Source organism: Gilliamella sp. wkB308, from assembly GCF_001690185.1.
Taxonomy (GTDB): Bacteria; Pseudomonadota; Gammaproteobacteria; order Enterobacterales; family Orbaceae; genus Gilliamella; species Gilliamella apicola_I.
On sequence record NZ_LZGN01000040.1, the window covers coordinates 105440 to 127821 of the forward strand.

Genomic DNA, 22382 nt, shown 5'->3' on the forward strand with positions numbered 1-22382 from the left:
AATATAACAAATAAAAAAATGGTTTCAAAAATAAAATCCTGATGTTGTGACTTAAGTCACAGTAATTAAAAGTTATTTAAAGATAAAAAATGTAACCGTAAACAAAAAAAAATAAACAGAATTAAGAAACTTACAATTTTATACATGATTCCGATTAGACAAATGTTATATTGTTCACTGTTGTATGTCCTAATTTAGATATAATAATTCGCATTCAAAAATTGGTTAGATTAACGTAAATCATTTAGTACTAAATTGTTAAGATTAAAATGGTGAAAAAATGAATCTCTCTTTAGATACAATCATAAGTAGAAATGATTGGAATAATTTATCAGTTCTTAGTATTAATAGGCTTCCGACACATTCTAAATTCCACAGTTGGCGTGATAAATTACAAGCTAAAAATAATGTTGATTCAGAATCGATATTATCTTTAAATGGAGATTGGTTTTTTAGCTACTTTGATAATCCCAAACACGTTCCGGAATTATGGTTAGAAAGAGAGATAGACACCAACACCATTCCCGTTCCATCTAATTGGCAACTACACGGTTACGATGCACCAATTTACACCAATATACGTTATCCATTTCCTTATAATCCCCCGTTTGTTCCTGACGATAATCCAACAGGTTGTTATTCTCGTTATATCAATATTACGCAAGCATGGTTAGATAAAGGGGAAACTAGAATTATTTTTGATGGTGTTAGTTCTGCTTTTCATCTTTGGTGTAATGGTCAATGGGTGGGTTATTCGCAAGACAGTCGAATCGCTGCGGAATTCGACTTAACCCCTTACTTAAAAGTTGGGCAAAACAGAATAGCCGTCTTAGTTTTAAAATGGTGTGATGGAAGCTATCTTGAAGATCAAGATATGTGGCGATTAAGCGGTATTTTTCGAAATGTTTCGCTACTTAATAAACCTAAATCCCATCTAAAAAATATTCAAATTAAGACAGAACTTGATGCCTGTTATCGAAATGCTACGTTATCGATACAAGTTGACGTAAAACACAATGACAATATGGATCAATTAAATATTGGCATTGAATTATGGAAAAATGGTGAATTGATTTCTGGACAATTTCAACTGATTGGTACCGAATCCATTGATGAAAAAGGGGGCTATCATGATCGCCTGTTTTGTCATACTCCGGTTATTTCACCTGAATTATGGAGCGCTGAAACACCTAATCTTTATCGTGTCGTAATCAGTTTATATCATAAAAAGATCGGGCTTATAGAATCCGAAGCTTATAATATTGGTTTTCGAGTGGTTGAGATCAAACATGGGCAGCTTTGTATTAATGGTCAACCTTTACTTATCAAAGGTACCAATCGCCATGAGTTTTATCCGGATCAAGGCTATGCTATCACTGAAGAAGCGATGCTTCATGACATAAAACTGATTAAACAACACAATTTCAATGCAGTACGTTGCAGTCATTATCCCAATGATCCTCGTTGGTACGAACTGTGTGATCAGTATGGACTTTATTTGGTCGATGAGGCAAATATTGAATCTCATGGCATGTTCCCTATGTCCCGTTTATCAGATGATCCCTATTGGCTCGCCGCATACAGTGAACGGGTTACACGCATGGTGCAACGGGATCGCAATCACCCGTCTATTATTATCTGGTCACTCGGTAATGAATCCGGGCACGGTTCATCACATGATGCACTCTATGCTTGGATCAAAAGTAATGATCCAACTCGCCCCGTTCAATATGAAGGAGGAGGAGCAAATACGGCTGCTACCGATATTATTTGCCCTATGTACGCTCGAGTAGACCAAGATCAACCTCATCCCAAAGTACCTAAATGGGCTATAAAAAAATGGATATCGCTGCCCGATGAAAAACGTCCACTTATTTTATGTGAATATGCCCATGCTATGGGAAATAGTCTTGGTGCTTTTTATAAATATTGGCAAGCATTTAGGCAATATCCAAGATTACAAGGTGGTTTTATTTGGGAATGGGCAGACCACGGTCTTCGTTGCCATACATCAACAGGAGAAAGTTATTGGGCTTATGGCGGCGATTTTGGCGAGGCTTATCACGATAGGCAATTTTGCTTGGATGGCTTAGTCTTTCCCGATCGAAAACCGCATCCAAGCTTAATCGAAGCCAAAAAAGTTCAGCAACCTTTTCAATTTAAACTCATTAGTCAAAAACCTTTAGTTGTCGAAATAACCAACGAATATTTATTTCGACGTACTGATAATGAACTATTACAATGGGAGATCCTAATCGATGGTAATAAACAACGAAGTGGTCAAATTACCCTTGATATGCAACCAGATAGTACAATCAAAATAAAGTTACTTGATAGCTTACCTAACTATATCAATTGTGAAGATGTTCATCTTTCTGTCATTATTATTCAAAAAGAAGAAACCCCATGGTCACCAGTTGGCCATCTTGTCGCTTGGGAACAGTGGCAACTTGAGAATGTCTTTATTCCGCCTCTTAAGCTTAGCAAGCTTAAAACACCGATGACATTAAAGGAAAATAAAAATAATTATTTAATTTCTCATCAAAATCAAAATTGGTTATTTGATAAAACTACTGGTTTTCTTAATCAATGGACTAAAGAGGATAAACCATTATTGGCTTCACCGTTTTGTGACCAATTTATTCGAGCACCAATTGATAACGATATTGGTATTAGTGGTGACTATGATAGCAATAACAATCCATTTGCCTGGGTTGAACAATGGAAAGCAGCAGGTTATTTTGATTTAACCCATAAGTGTCTTGGTGTACAAGCTTCACAATCATCCAACACTATCATTATTGAAGCGTTGCACGGTTATTTTTATGAAGGTCAAAGAGTGATTCAAAGCAAATGGATTTATCAGTTTGATCAGCAAGGCTATTTAACGCTAACGGTTGATGTTGATATTGCCAACAATATGCCAGCGCCTGCGCGTATTGGTTTGACATTTCAACTTAACGAAATCCCAGAAAAAGTTAAATGGCTAGGTTTAGGACCACACGAAAACTATCCAGACCGTAAACACTCTGCCATTTTTTGCAAATGGTCATTACCTTTTTCTGAACTCTATACACCTTATATTTATCCTTGTGAAAATGGTTTACGTTGTGATGTAAAAAAATTAATACTGAATGAAATGACGATCACAGGTCAGCAATTTCAATTTAACATCAATCAATATGGTACTCAACAGTTAATGGCGGTCACACATCGTCACCTTTTAGTGGCTGAGCCGTGTGCTTATGTGAGTATTGATGCCTTTCATATGGGGATTGGTGGTGATGATTCATGGACGCCAAATGTCCATTCTGAATTTTTATTAACTAAAAAACATTATCGTTATCAATTAACCTTCGAGGTTAATTAAAAAGTTACGAATGCTAAAAATGAACAACGATAAGGCATAATAAATTTGTGCTTTATCGTAATTTGCTTAACAAGCAGTTAAAGCTATCGATTCAAATATCAAAAACTGAGATTGAGGTACAACAACTAGCAACCTATTTAACTAACACCATCAAATAGCTTATCTAACTCTTCGATAAAAGCTTGTTCAGGAAGATGGTAAAAGATACCATGGTCTGGCATACCACGTAAAAAAAGATAATAAACTCCCCCAAAATGGGTTTGATATTGATAATTGGGTATGCGGCTTTTCAAAAAACGATGTAACGCAAGACTATAAAGTTGATATTGCAACTCATAACGATGCTCACACATCACCTGTTCTAATGCTTTTTGTCCATAATCTTCAGCTGAATAACCTAACCAATTTGATTTATAATCAATAATATAATATTTCCCTTGATATTCAAAAACCAAATCGATAAATCCTTTCAGCATGCCTTGTACTGTTTCAAAATCAAGTGTTGGACATTGATGAGATAAGTTGTCATAAGTTTTACAAATGCTATCAAGTTGTTCACAACTTACTGCTTCACGAATCGGAAAATAAAATTGTAATTCATTGATACATCGCCCTGTTAATACATCTGATAACACCAAACCTTGTTGATTAAGCGTTGTGGATAACACTTGTTGTAACCAATCCAATAAAATAGCTTGCCAAGTTTGATCTAAATTGAGTTTTGTTATTGTTTCACTACACAAGGTTTCGATATTCTTCTCAGAAACATTTTCCATTATCTTATGCAGCAAAGTCCCCACATACGCCCCTTTGGGAAAATGGTGAATATCATAGGTTAATTCGGTCTGCAAAGCGGCTTGGGATTCTGGCGTCTGTTCATCCCAATCGCTGATAATTTCTGGATTGATTGTAAAAACAGCGTGATGTTTTTGCAGTTCCGTATAACTGGTTACACGCCACTGATGACAAAGTTTCCGTTTAAATACATTAGCCGTTAAAGATTGATTTAGCTGACAATGAGCAGTGTACTTATCATTTTCAAGGGGTAATTCCACATTAATGAGATCCGCCATGGCCGCTATATTATTTAACTCACCTTTTAACAGATAATGAATAGCTGATTGGTCTTTCTTCATAGAAGCTAGACCAATACTACAATGATAAACGGATCGTGTCATAGCAACATACAATAAACGTAAGTCTTCCGCCATGCGTTCATCTTCAATTTGCTGTTTTATTTCATCCGTTAACATCCATGCATAAGTTTGTTGAAAATCGTTATTTTTATCGTGATAAAATTGTGTATCAGACACACGATATTGGCAAATAAAAGGTAACCAAACGATTGGAAATTCTAAACCTTTTGATTTATGGATAGTGATAATCTTGACTAGATTTTCATCACTTTCAAGACGCTGTTCATGATTTTCGAGATTAAAATCTGGATTAACAATTTGTTTGGTTAACCAACGTATTAATGCATGTGGACTATCTAAATCATCTGCCGCTTCTTGTAATAACTCACTTAAATGCATAAAGTTAGTTAAAATACGCTCTCCGTCTTGTCGAGCAAGAATATTTTCTGCTAGGTGACGTTTTTTCATCATTCGACGTAACATTACCAATACGCCATAATATTGCCATACAACCTGATACTGCTTAAATTCTTCTACTAAGCTTTCCCATTTATCTTGATCATCAGTGATTTGTTCAAGTTCAGACATCGTATGTCCTAATAACGCCGTCATCATAGCCAAACGTAAAGCGGCTTCATTTTCTGGCATCAATACCGCTTGCAGAAGGCAAAGCACATCCTTAGCCTCATCTGACTCAAACACGCTATTACGATTGGATAAATAGACACTTTTAATGCCACAAACGGCTAATTTTTGCTGAATAATTTCTGCTTCTCTACCTGTTCGTACTAAAATTGCTATATCTGACGTCGTTATTGGGCGGCAACCCGTACTATCATTAATTAAAATTGAAGAGTCCGATAACCATTTTACGATTTGCTTAGCACAGCAATTTGCCATCTGCTCTTGATAGTCCGCTTTGGTTGTTACTTCTTCTGGCAATAAATAAGCGGTTAAAGCATTGCTTTCTTGGTCATTCATTAGCAATGATTTTTGCTTATTTTTTTCAGCGCAATTCATCGGTAAAAAAGGAATATCATTAAAAACAAACGGATTTTCATGATAGGCGAACAATTGATTTACCGCATTTACCATAGCTGATGAGGAACGGTGATTCACATCCATAGTAAAATAATTATCACCGGTTGAACGTTTCGCCTTAAGATAAGTGAAAATATCGGCGCCACGAAAACTATAAATAGCTTGTTTCGGATCACCGATAAATAATAATCCTGTATCAGATCGCTTGCTATCATAAATACGATCAAAAATTTGGTATTGAGTTGGGTCGGTGTCTTGAAATTCATCAATTAACGCAACCCGATATTTCGTTGAAATACTTTGTGCTAATCGTTTTCCTGTTCGTGTTACTAATGCCCGATTAAGCTGCCAAAGCAAGTCATTAAAACTTATCTCAGTGCGTTTAATTTTTTCATCATAAATACCTTTTTGGATTATGGTTACAATATCCATTAAAATATGGCTTCGCAAATCCAGTTTACACTCATACAGCGTATCAATTTCAGTAAAAACAATATGACTTGGAACGGTTTTTCCTTCTTTTGTTTTGCTCACCAAAACAGATTGACAAAATTTCTCAAGCTCATTAGGTAACACAAACGTGAGCGTTTCACTGTTAGCCCATTGAGAAACTTTTAAAAGCCAATTAGGCAGATATCGGCTACTATAAGATTGTTTACTGACACCCGATTGATTAATAATATCCGCTAATTGATCAACATACTTTAACCATGCTTTTTTGACCGTTTCAATTCTTTTAAAATTTTGCTGATAAAACTCAGCTATTGCTTCAGTAATATTGGGGTTTAATTCAGTTTTCTCATTAAAGGTATTGGATAAATAAGGGGTAATATCGGTTAATAATTCCGCCGGCTCTTTCCAACAATCTCGAACTAAATAAGCATACGATTTATCAAGAGGTGTAAAATAGTATCGCCAGAAATCTTGCACGACTTGCAATTGCAATTGATACTCGTCAGTAATTAATTTTTGTTCGAACAACACGCCAGACTCAAACGCGTGACTAGTTAGTATTCTTTGACAGAAACTATGAATCGTGTAAATTGCTGCATCATCCATTGATTGTTGTGCTTCAGTAAGTCGTTGAATCGCTTGTCGACGATCAACAATCAATGTCATTAATTGCTGATAAATAGGATCATCATGTTCACCGTTTAATAATGCCAGTCTTAACTCTTGTATGTTTTGTCGTATACGTGAACGTAACTCTTGAGTGGCCGCTTTGGTAAAGGTCACCACTAAGATTTGGCTAACATCAAGCGGTGTAGGATAGCTATTTTCACCAATGCCAAGCAGTAACCTTAAATATATAAAGGCAAGCGAATAGGTTTTACCCGTACCTGCCGATGCTTCAATCAGTGTTCGGCCTGTTAACGGTAAATCAAAAAGATTGAGTTTTTTTATTCCGCCTGATGAAACCATTCAAGCTTACCAATAGTTGATGTTAACTCAATGCATGCAATTGATGCAGTCGGAAACATGGGCGGAGAGATATCAGGACAAAGCTCATTCACCAAATATCCAACTAAAGGAAGATGCGAAACAATAATCACTTGCTCAAAACCTTGAGAAGGAAATGTCGATAACAAATTGGCAATATATTCAGGATTACCGCCAGGTACTAACAGTTTATCTGTTTCTACCGTTGAAACAGAAACTTGTGATGATAACTCTGCTAATGTTTGCTGAGCACGTAAATATGGGCTAACTAAACCAATATCAAATTGAAAATTTTGTTGTTTAAGCCACTGCCCAGCTTGAATGGCTTGTCGAATTCCTAAAGGCGTAAGGTATCGACTTGAATCGGATGAAGCAGAAAAACCTGCTTCACCATGCCTCATAATACAAACTTTCATTACTCTCCAATTAGCGTAATTTTAATTGAAAAATCAAGCATTCAGCGCCACAACAAAAGGTAAATTTTGCCGTTAATTTAAAACCACCATCAACTTTATCAATACTGCTATTAATTTCGCAAGGTTCTGTTGCAACATCTTTTGCTGCTTGAGTTAAAGATGCTAATTTAGCTTGAGCTTCTGACTCTGTCGTAAAGACATGCTCATACTCAGCGGTGCAATCCTCATTATCTATGATTGTGCCAACATCTACGCAGCAACACGCTGGAGTATCATTTGCTTTACATTTATTTAAAGAATCTGTCATGCCATACCTCTGTTTTACCGATTAAATTGTCAGTAGTATACTCTCAATCCTATCTAAGGGCAAAATTCTCATCCTAATTTATTTAGAATAGCTTTACTTTGATAACTTTTTTTAAAAGATAAAACAACCTTGTTATTGACTAAACGGAATCAAAAATCTAAGTTGTAATATGAGTTTTTTGAAATTGAGAAAATTAAAATAAACCCTGTCTATATGTTAGTAACGTTCACCAGCAAATCAACGATTGAGTTTAGAGTTAACTTAATGCTTTATTTTCAGTTTTGTTAAGGTATTCTTTTGTTATGAATTCAAATCCGTTTAACCAAAAAGGCGTTCAATGTAGATTATTTCGATTGAATTTAATTGAGATAGTTAATGTTTGAGTAATCTTAAAAAAAGATTTAGAACACAAAAAAAGTAAAAAAACCTCTACCGAATGGTAGAGGTTATTTGATTAAAATTTAGGTGCAGATGAACGACCTCGTTTTTTTGCAAAACTTTTATCGTTTGATTCTGTTCGGTTACTTTTACGTCCTCGTTTAGCATCTGACTGAGCACCACTGACCAAGCTCATTTTCATTGGTTGATTAAGTACCCGTACTTTTTCCAGATGTTTAAGGATATCTTTTGGCATTCCTTTTGGTAACTCAACCGTTGAATGGGTTTCATAAAGTTTGATGTTACCAATATAACGACTACTAATATCTGCTTCATTAGCAATAGCACCAACAATATGTCGAACTTCAATACCGTTCTCTTTACCAATTTCAATACGATACATATCCATATCACCCACATCACGACGTTCCCGACGTTTTGGCGACTCTCGATTATCGCCTCGTAGTCGACGCTCACCACCACGACTATCACGCTCACGATTTTCACGAGATGGTTTGAATACTGGATCAGGCGGTAAAATTAATGGGCGCTCACCTTGTGCAAGTTTTAATAAAGCAGTTGCAATCGTTTCTAGGTCTGCACCACTTTCTGTTTGGATTTGGCTCAGTATCGCTTGATATTGTTCTAAATCATTACTTTCAAGCTGTTGCTGTACTTGCTGATTAAACTTAACTAAACGGCGTTTTTCTAATAATTCTTTAGAAGGTAACCCCACTTCTGGAATCGGTTTTTTAATTGTTTGCTCGATATTTTTTAGTAAACGACGTTCTCGGCTATCAACAAATAAAATTGCACGACCTGCACGACCTGCACGACCTGTTCGCCCAATGCGGTGAACATAAGATTCTGAGTCTAAGGTAATATCATAGTTGATAACTAAACTAATACGTTCAACATCTAATCCGCGTGCTGCCACGTCAGTTGCAATTAAAATATCTAAACGACCATTACGTAATCGATCAAGTGTTTGTTCTCTTAATTGCTGTGTCATATCTCCGTTTAATGCAGCACAACTGTACCCGTGTTTTTCAAGCACTTCAGCGACATCAAGCGTTGCTGTTTTTGTTCGTACAAATATAATTGCAGCATCAAAATCTTCTGCTTCAAGAAAACGTATTATTGCCTCATTTTTACGCATTCCTCGCACTAACCAATAGCTTTGATCGATATCAGGCGCTGCTTGATTTGTCCCTTTTATCTGTACTTCTTTTGGATTATGCATAAATCGTTTGGTGATACGGCGAATTGGCGCAGGCATGGTTGCTGAAAATAGCGCTGTTTGATGATCTTCAGGAATGGCAGCCATAATATTTTCAACATCATCAATAAAGCCCATTCTTAGCATTTCATCGGCTTCATCAAGTACTAAACCTTTAAGATTTGAAAGATCTAATGTTTTACGATTTAAATGATCTAATAACCGTCCAGGCGTGCCAACTACAATTTGCGGTCCTTGTTTTAACGCTCGCAATTGCACATCATAACGCTGACCACCATATAGGGCTAATACATTCACCCCTTTCATATATTTTGAATATTCTGAACAGGCATCAGCAACTTGTATTGCAAGTTCACGTGTTGGTGCTAACACTAATAGTTGTGGTGCTTTTAAGCTGGCATCAATGTTCATTAAAAATGGAATGGAAAAAGCCGCTGTTTTTCCACTTCCGGTTTGCGCCATACCAAGCACATCTTTTCCATCTAATAATAATGGAATACATTCAGCTTGAATGGGGGATGGTTTGCTAAAACCAAGATCATTTAATGCGTTAAGGATGTCCTCGGATAAACCAAGGTCAATAAAAGAAACTTCATTTGTCATGTAAACTCGCTTATAAATTTATAATATATATAAACTTTCTATTTTAATTACTAAACAGTTAAGCCTAATGAAATAATGTAATTCATCTCAATATAGTTAAATGTTTAATTGCATTTCCTTGAAAAGAAAGCTATATATAAATTTATGCCAGCTCACTAAATTGAAAATTTACGATTCACATCAAAAATTAATTACCGATACTATAATTGATTATTGTTGTGAATGTTATATGGACAAATATCACATTTGCGCAATACTCTGATCCGATTAAGGATATAACTAATCAACGACTCATCAATAACTTGAACAAGTATTAATAGTCAATCAGAACTAAACTATAACAATATTTTCACTTTTAAAACTGGCATGACCCATGTTACTTTTCCTCAAGTAACTTCATTTCGTAGAGTGCCTGTTGATGTTCAACAAAGTTATAAATATTATTAGCTAAAGCATATTTAAATAACATTTTGGCACGCTCATTATCACCTTTATTCTGATAATATTTACCCAAATAAAAGTAGGTTTCACAAAGACGCTCAGCTAATTGCCGATTATTTTCAACGCCTTCTTGAAGATTTTGCATCAATTTAGATTCATTAATTTTACCTAAATAAAATGCAACAATATGGCTACTATAAATCGATTTATCATTTAACCGATCATAACGATCTTGTAGCATATTTAACGCTGTTTTTTTATCAATCTCATTTTCAATCAGATAAAGCCATAATAATCTAATTGGCTCATTCACATCATATTGATAAAACTGAAGTGCATCTCGGTTAGCTGATTGATAATGACCTGTACGATACAACGTGATTGCTCGATTCAAATATGCATAAGCATAAGCTGGATCGATTTCTAAAGTTGTATTAAAAGACATTAAGGCAACATCAAAGTCACCTTCTCTTAAAGCATAAGTCCCTAAAAAGTTATAAATATCTGGAATGTCAGCGCTATAACCTAATAAGGTAGAAAAATCAATTTGGGCAAATGCTTTAAAACCTAATGAATCATAAACAATTCCCCTTTCAAAAATAAGCTGCATTCGGGTAACAGTATCAATATTTTTTTGGGATAATTGTTGGCTAATCTGAGCAATTTTCAATTCATCATTATATGAAACTTGCTCAGGAATAGCCAAAAGGAGCGGTGAACTTGAACAACCTGACAATAGAATAACAGCTATTAATAAGCAGACAATCCTCAGGTTGAAAAGTTTCATTTTAAAACCCCTAATGATTAATTTTTTTATTCAGTAATTGGTGAATGTTCCGTTGTTGGTTCAATTGCATCTTTCATACTTAAACGAATTCGACCTTGACGATCAATTTCAAGGACTTTCACATTGACTTCTTGTCCTACTTTTAAGTAATCAGCTACTTTTTCGACACGGTGATCAGCGATTTGAGAAACATGAACCAATCCTTCTTTACCACCAATAATAGAAACAAACGCACCAAAATCAACAATTCGAGTGACTTTACCGGTATAAATTTTACCAATTTCAACATCAGCAACTAAATTATTGATACGTTCCATCGCATCTTTAGCTTTGTTTGCATCTGATGCTGCAATTTTAACTGTGCCATCATCAGCGATTTCAATGGTTGTGCCTGTTTCTTCGGTTAATGCACGAATCGTTGCGCCACCTTTACCGATAATATCACGAATTTTATCCGGATTAACATTCATTGTATAAATACGTGGGGCAAACTCAGATATTTCTTGACGCGGTTTATTAATCGCTTGATCCATCACTGTTAAAATATGCAATCTGGCACCTTTCGCTTGATTAAGGGCAACTTGCATGATTTCTTTGGTGATACCTTCAATTTTGATATCCATTTGTAATGCACTCACACCTTCACGAGTTCCGGCTACTTTAAAGTCCATATCACCAAGATGATCTTCATCACCTAAAATATCTGATAATACGACAAATTTATCGCCTTCTTTAACTAATCCCATTGCAATACCTGCAACTGATGATTTGATTGGCACACCAGCAACCATTAATGCAAGTGAAGCACCACAAACAGAAGCCATAGACGATGAACCATTTGATTCGGTAATTTCAGATACGACACGTACGGTATAAGGGAACTCTTCTTGGCTAGGCATGACCGCAGCTACACCACGTTTAGCTAAACGCCCATGACCAATTTCACGACGTTTAGGTGATCCAACCATACCTGTTTCACCGACAGAATATGGCGGAAAGTTATAATGCAATAAGAAACGTTCAGTATATTCGCCAGTTAATTCATCAATAATCTGTGCATCGCGTTCAGTACCTAATGTTGCTGTGACTAACGCTTGAGTTTCACCACGAGTGAATAAGGCGCTACCATGTGCTCTTGGTAATAAATTGGTACGGATATCCAGTGCCCGAACCATATCTTTTTCACGACCATCAATACGCGGTTCACCAGCGATAACGCGCTGACGAACAATTTGGCTTTCCAAATCAATAATAATGTTCATCACTTCGTTTTCATCAAGTTCTTCATCTTGCGCTTTTAAAGTGGTTAGCACATCTTCTTTGATCACATCGATTTGCGCATAACGAGCTTGTTTTTCTGTGATACGGTAAGCTTCACCAAGACGATCTTTCGCTAATTCAGAAACCGCATTGTATAGTGCTTCATTTTTAACTGGTGGAACCCAATCCCATTTTTCACGATTCGCTTTCGCCACAAATTCATTAATGTTATCAATGACAACTTGTTGTTGCTCATGACCTAATACAACTGCAGCTAACATTTGCTCTTCGCTTAATAAATCAGCTTCAGACTCAACCATTAATACCGCGCTTTTTGTACCGGCAACCACTAAATCTAAACGGCTATTTTGAAGTTCTTTTACTGATGGGTTCAATACAAATTCATCGTTAATTAAACCAACTCGAGCGGCACCAATTGGGCCATGAAAAGGCACACCTGATAAGCAAAGTGCAGCTGAAGCACCTATCATTGCAACTAAATCTGGACTAACATCCGGATTGACTGACACGACTGTTGCAATGATTTGAATTTCATTAACAAATCCTTCAGGAAATAGTGGACGTAATGGACGGTCAATTAAACGTGCAATTAGTGTTTCGCCTTCGCTTGGACGACCTTCACGTTTAAAAAATCCACCTGGAATACGACCGGCAGCATAAGTACGTTCTTGATAATTAACTGTTAAAGGGAAAAAGTCTTGTCCTTCTTTAACTTTTTTATTAGCCACCACCGTGACAAATACAGCGGTATCGTCCATATTAACCATGACCGCAGCCGATGCTTGACGTGCTAAAATACCTGTTTCTAAAGTAACAGTGTGACGTCCATATTGAAATTTTTGATATGTTGGATTAAACAAAATAATATCCTCTTGTTAATAATGCTGTTGAAATGAAAAGCTCGACAGGCAGTAGTTTTAAGTACAACTTATTGATTTTTTTATTTCAACAATGTAGGGTCATCAACAAAAGATTATTTCACTGTCACGACTAATGACAGTTCTATAAATTATAGAGCTCTCATTAGTCGCGCGAAACATGAGATACAATCTTTTAATGTGTTGATTTACAAAAACGAATTAATTTACTTTCGAGCTGAGCATTATAGCAAAGCTCAAATTTTTAACAACGAAAAAGAGGCCTAGGCCTCTTTTAAGTAGATTTTGATTAGCGACGTAAGCCTAATTTTTGAATCAATTGGTTGTAACGTTCGATATCTTTACGGCGTAAATAGTCTAATAATTTACGACGGCTAGATACCATGCGTAATAAACCACGACGGCTGTGGTGATCTTTTTTATGCTCAGAAAAATGACCTTGTAAATCATTAATACGCGCAGTTAAAAGAGCAACTTGAACTTCAGTTGAACCTGTATCGTTAGTTCCACGACCATATTCAGCTACGATTTTCGCTTTAGCTTCTACAGTTAGAGACATAATAAACCTCATAAAATTAGTATAAAACATGGCATGTCCGATCTCTAATTCAGACACACCTCGGTATTCATATAAATATGAATTGGGCGCAATTATACTGAATTTTATTAAAATAGCAATTTGATTTACGTAACTATAAGTTTACTTAAGTTCAAAGCCATACTCTTCTTGAATTAATTTTTTCAATGCTTCAATATAATTTTGTGCAGACAGACTTAATTGGGCTTTTTGTGAAGTAATCCAACCAATCAAAATTTTTTCATTAACTTCAAGTGGTATGGATAAAATATCAGACCCATTTAAATCCGTACTTAATACACCAGTACTAATCGTATAACCATTTAACCCATGCAACAAATTAAACAAGGTGGCTCTATCACTCACATGAATACTTTTTTTATGGTAGACGGTACTTAAAATCTCTTCAGAAAAATAAAAGGAATTATATTCCCCCTGTTCGAAAGACAAATAAGGGTAATTTTCAAGATCACTTAACGTTAACGATTTCATCGATGATAAAGGATGATTGGTACTGATAAATACATGGGGGTGGGCTTCAAATAGCGGATGAAATGTCAATCGATGTTCTTTCAGTAAGCGTAGAATCACTTTTTGATTAAAATCTGTTAAATATAAAATCCCAACTTCACTTCGTAAATTAGCCACATCGGTAATGATATCGTAAGTTCTGGTTTCACGGAGAGTAAACTCATATTCATCAGTATGATTTTTTTTGATCAGATTCACAAATGCATTGACAGCAAATGCATAGTGTTGAGTGGAAATACTACAAAGTTGTTTTGAGGGGACTTTTTTTGAATAATGTTGTTCTAATAATTCAGCTTGATCTAAAACTTGTTTCGCATAACCCAAAAATTCAACGCCATCAGTAGATAATGAAACTCCCTTAGACGTTCGCACAAAAATCTCAATACCAAATTCTGCTTCTAACTCTTTAACTGCTGTGGATAAGCTTGGTTGCGTAATATAGAGATTTTTTGCAGCTTCATTAATTGAACCTGAACGAGCAATTTCTAAAATATAGCGTAATTGTTGTAGTTTCATAGCGTCACTTATTAAGTCGTATAAGCCCATTACGGAATAGTATCTTGTTAACTATATACCAAAAATTAGCAGATGTGCACTAACTGATTGTTTAAAATTAAATCTGACATACAGGCACAATACTATTTAATTTATTTGTTTACCAAATGAAATGTAATTGGGATAGTTAACTAAATGAGGAGTTGAAAATCTAGACTAACAGGTTTTATAAGTGATGGGTGAATGGAGTAAACGAAGAGATTAATTTTGCAACGTAATTGCGTGTGTTAATGAATAGAGCCAATTGATTCTACCGCTTTAAAAATTGTCTAGCTGACCAGTTATAGCATCTTTTTGATTCAATAAACATGTATATGAATCATGATAATTACCTATTAATCGACCTTGAACAAAGTTGACTTATCCTTGTTCGTATCTATTGCCATTAAATAAAAAAATTTTCGTAGATTAGTTTGATGCTCATAATGGTCGAAACGGTGATTAACATAGGTCTGATTAATTTGCGCCCTTTAGTGATTACCATTTTAGCGCCTACCCTTGCTCCGATAAATTGACCGATTAACATAATCAGACCAATTGACCAGACGACTTCTCCACCTAAAATAAAAAAGATTAGGCCAGCTAAATTTGAGGTGAAGTTTAATACTTTAGTATTTGCCGTTGCTTTTGTGAGATTAAAACCTGCAAGGGTAATATAAGCCACAGCGTAAAATGAACCTGCACCGGGGCCAAAAAATCCGTCATAGAAACCGATTCCCAAAGCAGGTATAAGTGCAAATTGAATGAGAGAGAAACGACTTTTACGATCATCCTCACCAACTTTTGGCGAAAGTAAAAAATAAATGCCTACGCTAATGGTCAGTATTGGCAATAAAAGTTTTAAAAATTCAGCTTGAATATGGATGACTGAAATCGTACCTATAGCGGAACCAATAAAAGCAAATACAATCGCCCACTTTTGCTGTTTTAAATCAACCATGCGTTGACGAATAAAATAGAGACTAGCTGAAAAAGATCCACCACAACTTTGTAGTTTATTTGTTGCTAAAGCGCTAGCGGGTGGCAGTCCTACAGCGAGTAAAGCTGGCACAGTTAATAGACCTCCGCCACCGGCAATTGAATCAATAAAACCAGCTAAAATGGCGATGGCAAATAATAAAACGAGTATTTCATCACTCATAAATGATTGCTCATCATAAATTTACGTCGCTGCATTGAGCTCGATAACGAAGATAATGATCCATCAGCACTATAGCCACCATTGCCTCAGCTATCGGAACTGCACGAATACCCACGCATGGGTCATGTCGCCCATGGGTTGAAACATCAACCGATTCTCCAAATATATTTATTGAACGACCTGATATTTCGATACTTGGCGTGGGTTTCAGCGCAATATTAGCTATTATCGTTTGTCCGGAACTTATCCCGCCTAAGATACCACCAGCATGGTTAGATAAAAAACCATTTGGTGTGATTTCATCTCGATTTTCGCTTCCTCGTTTAGTGACAACCGCAAATCCGTCGCCAATCTCAACCCCTTTTACCGCATTGATGCTCATTAAAGCATGAGCGAGTTCAGCATCTAATTTATCAAAAACAGGTTCCCCCAATCCTACAGGAACATTTTCAGCCACAATGCAAACTTTAGCACCAATCGAATCGCCTTCTTTTCGTAACGATCTAAGCAATTGATCGAGCGATTCCAGTTTCGATTCATCTGCACAAAAAAATGGATTTTGTTCAACTTGCTGCCAATCTTTTAATTCGCACTCAATATCCCCCATTTGTGCTAAATAACCACGAATTTGAATACCAAATTTCCCATATAAATATTTTTTAGCTATTGCTCCTGCCGCTACGCGCATCGCAGTTTCACGAGCAGAAGAACGTCCTCCCCCTCGATAATCTCTTATCCCATATTTATTGTGATAAGTGTAATCTGCATGGCTAGGTCGAAAAATATCTTTTATTTGGCTATAGTCTTGCGAACGTTGATCGGTATTTTCAATCATTAATCCAATACTTGTACCAGTTGTTACCCCTTCAAATACACCAGATAATATTTTAACTTGATCAGGTTCTCGGCGTTGGGTTGTATAACGAGATGCGCCTGGGCGACGGCGATCTAAATCTATTTGTAAGTCTGATTCAGTTAATGCTAATCCCGGTGGTACACCGTCAACAATACATCCTAATGCAACACCATGCGATTCACCAAACGTTGTGACTTTAAATAATTTTCCGATTGAGTTTCCAGACATAATAACCTTATCCCGATTAATGCATATATTTATTTGAAATAGTGATGATATTTCACCAAGTCTTGCTGTGTGATTGAAAATACCCCGAATCCACCACGCTCAAAGTCAATCCAATTGAAAGGAACATCTGGATACTGTTCTTGCAAACTAACCCAACTATTGCCTACTTCACAAACAAGGATACCTTCGGGTGTTAAGTAATTAATCGCATCACGCAAAATTCGTTTTACTAAATCCAATCCATCAAATCCGGCTTCTAGCGCCAGTTTCGGTTCGTATAAATATTCTTCTGGCAAATCATTCATATCCTCATCATCAACATAAGGTGGATTGGAGACAATAAGATCGTACTGTTTTACCGGTAAATCATCAAAAAGATCCGATAAGATAGGGGTAACTTGAAAGTTCATTTCATGCAAGTCGATATTAGTTTGAGCAACATCGATTGCCTCAAGCGAAATATCGGTAATATCAACATGCGCTTTAGGAAAAGCATAAGCACAAGCAATACCAATACAACCACTACCGGTACAAAGATCTAAAATATGTCGAGGCGGTGTGGTAAGTAGCGTTTTGAAATGATCATCAATTAATTCACCAATCGGTGAACGAGGTATTAAAACTCGTTCATCAACATAAAAGCTATGTCCACAAAACCACGCTTGATTCGTTAAATAAGGAGTTGGAACCCGATCGTCAATTCGCTTTTGAATAATATCAAACAGAAACTGTCTTTCTTCTTCCGTCAGATTGGCCGCGTAAAATTCTGGAGGAATAGATAATGATAATCCTAAACTGGCTAAAATAAGTTGTTTTGATTCATCGATAGGATTATCCGTTCCATGTCCTAAATAAATTTCTGATTGACTGAGTTGTGAAGTTGTCCAGCGAATAAAGTCCTGAACAGTACTTAAGTTTTCCATAATGGCTCCAAAAGATCGAGGAGAGGAAGATATCATTCGTCAATGAAGGTCATCTTATTCTCAAAAATATCGCAAATCGAGTGTTTAAACAAACCGTTAAAATTGTATCACTCATTTATTTCAACAATTTAATTATTCGCAATATAGGGTGAAGAAAGTAAGTTAAATAAATTAAATATATTCATTATGATAATCTATCATTTTAGAATTAATTTTAATTCATTTATGAATTTTTTAACTACGCAAAATATTATCAAAGTATTTTATTATATTCAATTATTCATTCTCAATCATAATAGTGAGTCATGGAGAGTATTTTTTAATAATGACTTGATAAATATAAATTTAACAGATATAAAAAACATTTTAGCTTAATGAGGCAATCATGTTTTTTATATCTAAATTATTTAAACCCCAAAATACTCATCCAAAATCCGTTAACAATTGGCTTGATGAATATATTACAATTCTTGCCGAACGTAATTTAAAACCCAAAACAATCGAAATAAAAACGTATTTGCTAAAAGTTATCCGTCAGCAAATAGGCGCTAAACCGATCTCACAAATAACACCACCCGATGTTGCAAAAATTATCAAAATCTATACAGATCAAGATAAAGCTCCGTCCGCTAAGTGCATGTACCACTTACTTAAAGATATCTTCCGAGAAGCATACGCACTGGGCTGGAATGACAGGAACCCCGCCGAACCAATAAAATGTCCTAAAGTTACTGTGAAACGTTCACGAATGACATTTGTTGAGTTTAAGAAAATTTTAAATGAGGCGGAAAAAACAGGAAATAAAATAATGTATGATGCTATGACGCTTGCGCTAGTTACAGGGCAACGCCGTTCTGATATAGCAGAAATGAAAAAATCAAATATTAAACGAAATTATTTATTAATAGATCAATATAAAACAGGTGCAAAAATCGCGCTACCGATAAAATTGGAATGTAAAAAAATAAGCACTAGTTTACGAGACATTATTGAATCAACTGATAATGACTATTTAATATGTCTCAACAATGAAAAAATAAAATTAGACGATATAACGCGTCAGTTTTCACGATTACGCGATAGAGTTTTTAGCCGGAATTACTGGGACGGAACACCTACCACATTTCACGAAATCAGATCACTATCAGAACGTTTATATAGAGAACAACGCATTGACACCATGACATTATTGGGTCACAAATCCCAGCAAATGACTGATAAATATAATGATAGTCGAGGTCGTGAATATAAAAAACTGAGAATAAATTAAACCTATTTACGTGGTAGGTAACCCAATTGATTTTGCTGAATTAACTGTTAACGGGGAATCAGTTATTGCTAATGTATCTAATATTAACAACAAAATCGATCAGTTATACAATAGAATATACATAGTTGAATCATATGTGAACGGTGATAGCTGGTATAACAAATATTCAAACGGATTCATTGAACAATCTGGCGTTATTATTGCACGAACCCCAGCCCCAAATGCTGTTTGTGGCACTTTAATTAATTTGCTAATACCTATGAAAACACAAAACTATGGAGTGAGTGTTGATAAAGTGAACAGCGGGCTGTGGGGTGATATTGATTATGCCTATGCTGAACTATACTTAACCTCGTTTTGGTTAGCATCGTATTCACCAGTGACTGGCGAAGCTTGGATTAGATGGACAGTAAGGGGGCATTAACATGACATACACAAACACAGAATATGCTGAATTAGCAATAAAAGCGAACGGAGAAGGGAGGGCGTTAAAAAACATAAATGGCAAGCTAATGATTGTTGATCCTGAGCCCATTCATTTGTCTGATGAGCAAATTATACTGCAAAATCAAACTATGAAAATTTCACTAATCAACGAGGCTAACGAAAAAATAGCGGTGCTTCAGGATATTATCGATTTAGATATGCAAGAATATAATGAAGAAGAACAGTTAAAAAACTGGAAGAAATACCGCATATTATTAACTCGTGTGGATACCTCAGATATAAATGTTACATTCCCCAAAAAGCCCGTTTAGGGCTTAGCTGGGAATTCAATATCTAATTTATTTGTATCAATGGATTTTAGCTGTATACGATACAATTTCCATTTTTTCATTTGTTTTTTATCATCATCTGTTGCTATTTCAAGCTCTATTTTGTCATTCAAGATTTCTATCTCATTATTGGCATCAGATAACAAATTTGCTAATTTTGATTGGTTTAGTTTAATGATAAAAGACTTTTTTTGCTCTTCATCGAGTACCCATTTTTCACCATTCCATTTACAAAATTCGAACGGTTGTAATAGGGTGAATCCCGCTTTAATTTTACCTAGATAATCAATTTCAATAGCCTCCTGTGTTTCGATATTATAGGCTGTTTTTTCTCTATGATCCTCGATGAGAATCCATTTACCGTTTTTTTCGCACGGATAATGCCCACTCCTAAATTCTGGGGCAACCCGTAACGCATTGTCAGGCGGCATTGTATCATCGTTAGCATCTAATTGATGTGTGTACGGTCTGAATTCGTTTGTGTTATCGTAATAATAATTGATCATTTTAAACTCCTAAATAAATAGCTGGGGTCGCTCCAATATTCAAAACCCTATTTTCGTTTGCAGTGGGTACTACATTTGACGCACGGAAATCATACCCCCATGCTGCCCAGTTTTTTTGGGGTGGAGATGCACCGTTTTCTGGATAGATTGCCGTCGAACCTCTAAATGCGCCACGAGCGTATACATCATGGTGATCTACAACTCCAGCATCGAAATGCCCATAAATGTCTCGTATAGCGTCATCCTCAACATGACCTACCTGTCGAGTAGTTCCATCAACGGCACGTATAAAAAAACCTCTACCATCTGGCGCAAATGCTGTTGGAACATTAATATATTGTAGACCGTTAATAGTTTTAATGGTAATGCGATGATCTTTTTTATAATTACTAGATAAACTATTTAGAGCCTGCCCCTGTGGCGAACTGAGTAAATAATTGTCTCCGTTCCTAAAATACCAGCCGAACGGCAATTCATCACGACGATTTGGCATAAAATCCCATTTCCCTATCCAGTCAGAACACACTAAATGACCACCTACCACGTAAATAGGTGATCCGTTTACCTGTTTTTTAACAGCAGGAATAGTACCAATATCATCCGCCGTTGGTTTATTATTAGGTGAGTAAACTCGCTGAGAATTTTCAGTTAAATTTTTAACATCTAATGAGCCGTCAATTAACTGATTATCTACACCAGATTTTTTAATGAAAACTGAAGTGTCAATTGAGGATACGGCTTTTTTGGCATCCTCTGCCGATTTTTTAGCATTCAGCTCAGATGTTTTGGCGTTGTTTTCGGATAGGCTGGCTGAATTTGCACTATTACTAGATTTTTGAGCTGAATTACTTGAAGCTGTGGCTGATGAGCTGGCGCTATCAGCACTGTTTTTTGCTGATGCCGCACTATTGAGCGCCGATGAGCTGGCATCTATGGCTGTATCGGCGTTTTTTACTGTTTGTTCCGCATAGCTTTTACTTTCCTCTAAAAGTTTAGCCAGTTCATTTGAAATTGCATATTGTGATTTTATCGTAACCTGTCGCCCGTCTGGAGCGGTTAGGGTGACCTCGTTTTCACTTGTTAATATTGTGTGCCAAGCGTCAAGTTGAATTTGATAATAATTCAGCATTTCGGATATTCGCAACGCTAAAGCCTCAATTGAAACATTGGGCGATGTTGGGATTTCGTAATTAACCCCAGTTTTTGTATCGCCAATATATTCATTTGCTAGCGTCAACTGTGTATCAGATTGAACAGACGCTATTTCACATATTTCTATTGAATTTTTTGTTTTTAATATTAACATTTGACCTGAACAAACACCAATTAATGGATTTGCCCATTTAGTCTCAATACCCGTTACTGATTTACTACCATTAGTAATTGTAATTGTACCTGTTTTATACCAAGACATAACTTTCCTCAAAGTTAAACAATAAATATAATTAAAGTATTTTTAAAAGATAAGGTTCAGAAAACCTGATTCTATTGATATTTTCTAATATCTATAAAGGGGATGTTTTCAATTTTTGGGAAATTTGTAATATGTTTTCCTTTAATATTGACTAATAGATGAAGACAAACACTCTCATTTATTGCTGTAGAAAAAATATCAAATATCAAATTTCCGAATGTTGGCAAGTTAAATAATTTTGAACCGTAAACAGTACATAAAACAGCGACAGGAAAACCAAGTTCAAT

The 22382-nt window shown here is 35.8% G+C and carries 18 protein-coding genes; 4 read left to right on the plus strand and 14 right to left on the minus strand.

The features are described from left to right. The first annotated feature begins 280 nt into the window (after window positions 1-280). Window positions 281-3370: a beta-galactosidase gene (locus tag A9G10_RS10940; RefSeq protein ID WP_065559590.1), complete on the plus strand. Its 3090-nt coding sequence runs from the start codon at window positions 281-283 to the stop codon at window positions 3368-3370. Between the two features lie 137 nt (window positions 3371-3507). On the opposite strand, the gene recB is transcribed toward A9G10_RS10940, so the two are convergent. The 11 genes from recB to prmB all read right to left on the minus strand — a co-directional run bounded on the left by recB (window position 3508) and on the right by prmB (window position 18129). Next, the gene (recB, locus tag A9G10_RS10945) at window positions 3508-6969 is read right to left on the minus strand and encodes an exodeoxyribonuclease V subunit beta (protein ID WP_065559591.1); all 3462 of its coding nucleotides are present in this window, start codon (window positions 6967-6969) and stop codon (window positions 3508-3510) included. After that, complete coding sequence (gene sixA, locus A9G10_RS10950; protein ID WP_065559592.1) at window positions 6948-7403, minus strand: phosphohistidine phosphatase SixA; 456 nt, start codon at window positions 7401-7403, stop codon at window positions 6948-6950. The genes recB and sixA overlap by 22 nt, the downstream gene beginning before the upstream one ends. Window positions 7404-7413: 10 nt before the next feature. Continuing rightward, complete coding sequence (locus A9G10_RS10955; RefSeq protein ID WP_065559593.1) at window positions 7414-7710, minus strand: YfcZ/YiiS family protein; 297 nt, start codon at window positions 7708-7710, stop codon at window positions 7414-7416. Between the two features lie 454 nt (window positions 7711-8164). Next, complete coding sequence (locus A9G10_RS10960) at window positions 8165-9931, minus strand: DEAD/DEAH family ATP-dependent RNA helicase (protein WP_065559594.1); 1767 nt, start codon at window positions 9929-9931, stop codon at window positions 8165-8167. A 376-nt stretch (window positions 9932-10307) separates the two neighbouring features. Next, window positions 10308-11159: a lipoprotein NlpI gene (gene nlpI, locus A9G10_RS10965; protein WP_065559595.1), complete on the minus strand. Its 852-nt coding sequence runs from the start codon at window positions 11157-11159 to the stop codon at window positions 10308-10310. A gap of 26 nt (window positions 11160-11185) precedes the next feature. Next, a complete protein-coding gene (pnp, locus tag A9G10_RS10970; protein ID WP_065559596.1) occupies window positions 11186-13300 on the minus strand; it encodes a polyribonucleotide nucleotidyltransferase in 2115 nt (704 codons plus the stop codon). Between the two features lie 307 nt (window positions 13301-13607). Continuing rightward, on the minus strand, window positions 13608-13877 hold the full coding sequence (rpsO, locus tag A9G10_RS10975; RefSeq protein WP_065559597.1) for a 30S ribosomal protein S15: 270 nt from the start codon (window positions 13875-13877) through the stop codon (window positions 13608-13610). Window positions 13878-14018: 141 nt separating this feature from the next. After that, window positions 14019-14942 (minus strand): LysR family transcriptional regulator, encoded by a 924-nt coding sequence (locus A9G10_RS10980; protein WP_065559598.1) that lies wholly within the window; start codon window positions 14940-14942, stop codon window positions 14019-14021. 424 nt (window positions 14943-15366) lie between these two features. Further along, window positions 15367-16122 carry a TSUP family transporter gene (locus tag A9G10_RS10985; protein ID WP_065559599.1) on the minus strand — a complete coding sequence of 252 codons (756 nt, stop codon included), beginning with the start codon at window positions 16120-16122 and terminating at the stop codon, window positions 15367-15369. Window positions 16123-16135: 13 nt separating this feature from the next. After that, the gene (gene aroC, locus A9G10_RS10990) at window positions 16136-17206 is read right to left on the minus strand and encodes a chorismate synthase (RefSeq protein ID WP_065559600.1); all 1071 of its coding nucleotides are present in this window, start codon (window positions 17204-17206) and stop codon (window positions 16136-16138) included. A gap of 29 nt (window positions 17207-17235) precedes the next feature. Then, window positions 17236-18129, minus strand: coding sequence for a 50S ribosomal protein L3 N(5)-glutamine methyltransferase (gene prmB, locus A9G10_RS10995; RefSeq protein ID WP_143426007.1), 894 nt, complete (start codon window positions 18127-18129; stop codon window positions 17236-17238). A gap of 385 nt (window positions 18130-18514) precedes the next feature. Here prmB and A9G10_RS11000 point away from each other — a divergent pair, with 385 nt between their 5' ends. Genes A9G10_RS11000 through A9G10_RS11010 form a run of 3 tightly spaced genes read left to right on the plus strand, consistent with a single transcriptional unit; the run spans window position 18515 to window position 20157 of the window. Continuing rightward, on the plus strand, window positions 18515-19399 hold the full coding sequence (locus A9G10_RS11000; protein ID WP_065558141.1) for a tyrosine-type recombinase/integrase: 885 nt from the start codon (window positions 18515-18517) through the stop codon (window positions 19397-19399). Between the two features lie 10 nt (window positions 19400-19409). After that, window positions 19410-19823 carry a hypothetical protein gene (locus tag A9G10_RS11005; protein ID WP_065559602.1) on the plus strand — a complete coding sequence of 138 codons (414 nt, stop codon included), beginning with the start codon at window positions 19410-19412 and terminating at the stop codon, window positions 19821-19823. Window position 19824: 1 nt separating this feature from the next. Next, on the plus strand, window positions 19825-20157 hold the full coding sequence (locus A9G10_RS11010; protein WP_065557807.1) for a tail fiber assembly protein: 333 nt from the start codon (window positions 19825-19827) through the stop codon (window positions 20155-20157). On the opposite strand, the gene A9G10_RS11015 is transcribed toward A9G10_RS11010, so the two are convergent. The 3 genes from A9G10_RS11015 to A9G10_RS12905 form a co-directional block, all read right to left on the minus strand. Then, on the minus strand, window positions 20154-20681 hold the full coding sequence (locus tag A9G10_RS11015) for a tail fiber assembly protein (RefSeq protein ID WP_065557806.1): 528 nt from the start codon (window positions 20679-20681) through the stop codon (window positions 20154-20156). The genes A9G10_RS11010 and A9G10_RS11015 overlap by 4 nt on opposite strands. Before the next feature lies 1 nt (window position 20682). After that, window positions 20683-22095 (minus strand): hypothetical protein, encoded by a 1413-nt coding sequence (locus A9G10_RS12520; RefSeq protein ID WP_081299197.1) that lies wholly within the window; start codon window positions 22093-22095, stop codon window positions 20683-20685. Window positions 22096-22166: 71 nt separating this feature from the next. Further along, a partial coding sequence (locus tag A9G10_RS12905; protein WP_218837299.1) for a hypothetical protein occupies window positions 22167-22382 on the minus strand: 216 nt, incomplete at its 5' end.

Coding starts and splice junctions, on each gene's coding strand:
- A9G10_RS10940 (WP_065559590.1), top strand. CDS start 281: ATGAATCTCTCTTTAGATACAATCATAAGTAGAAATGATTGGAATAAT.
- recB (WP_065559591.1), bottom strand. CDS start 6,969: ATGGTTTCATCAGGCGGAATAAAAAAACTCAATCTTTTTGATTTACCG.
- sixA (WP_065559592.1), bottom strand. CDS start 7,403: ATGAAAGTTTGTATTATGAGGCATGGTGAAGCAGGTTTTTCTGCTTCA.
- A9G10_RS10955 (WP_065559593.1), bottom strand. CDS start 7,710: ATGACAGATTCTTTAAATAAATGTAAAGCAAATGATACTCCAGCGTGT.
- A9G10_RS10960 (WP_065559594.1), bottom strand. CDS start 9,931: ATGACAAATGAAGTTTCTTTTATTGACCTTGGTTTATCCGAGGACATC.
- nlpI (WP_065559595.1), bottom strand. CDS start 11,159: ATGAAACTTTTCAACCTGAGGATTGTCTGCTTATTAATAGCTGTTATT.
- rpsO (WP_065559597.1), bottom strand. CDS start 13,877: ATGTCTCTAACTGTAGAAGCTAAAGCGAAAATCGTAGCTGAATATGGT.
- A9G10_RS10980 (WP_065559598.1), bottom strand. CDS start 14,942: ATGAAACTACAACAATTACGCTATATTTTAGAAATTGCTCGTTCAGGT.
- A9G10_RS10985 (WP_065559599.1), bottom strand. CDS start 16,122: ATGAGTGATGAAATACTCGTTTTATTATTTGCCATCGCCATTTTAGCT.
- aroC (WP_065559600.1), bottom strand. CDS start 17,206: ATGTCTGGAAACTCAATCGGAAAATTATTTAAAGTCACAACGTTTGGT.
- prmB (WP_143426007.1), bottom strand. CDS start 18,129: ATGGAAAACTTAAGTACTGTTCAGGACTTTATTCGCTGGACAACTTCA.
- A9G10_RS11000 (WP_065558141.1), top strand. CDS start 18,515: ATGTTTTTTATATCTAAATTATTTAAACCCCAAAATACTCATCCAAAA.
- A9G10_RS11010 (WP_065557807.1), top strand. CDS start 19,825: ATGACATACACAAACACAGAATATGCTGAATTAGCAATAAAAGCGAAC.
- A9G10_RS11015 (WP_065557806.1), bottom strand. CDS start 20,681: ATGATCAATTATTATTACGATAACACAAACGAATTCAGACCGTACACA.
- A9G10_RS12520 (WP_081299197.1), bottom strand. CDS start 22,095: ATGTCTTGGTATAAAACAGGTACAATTACAATTACTAATGGTAGTAAA.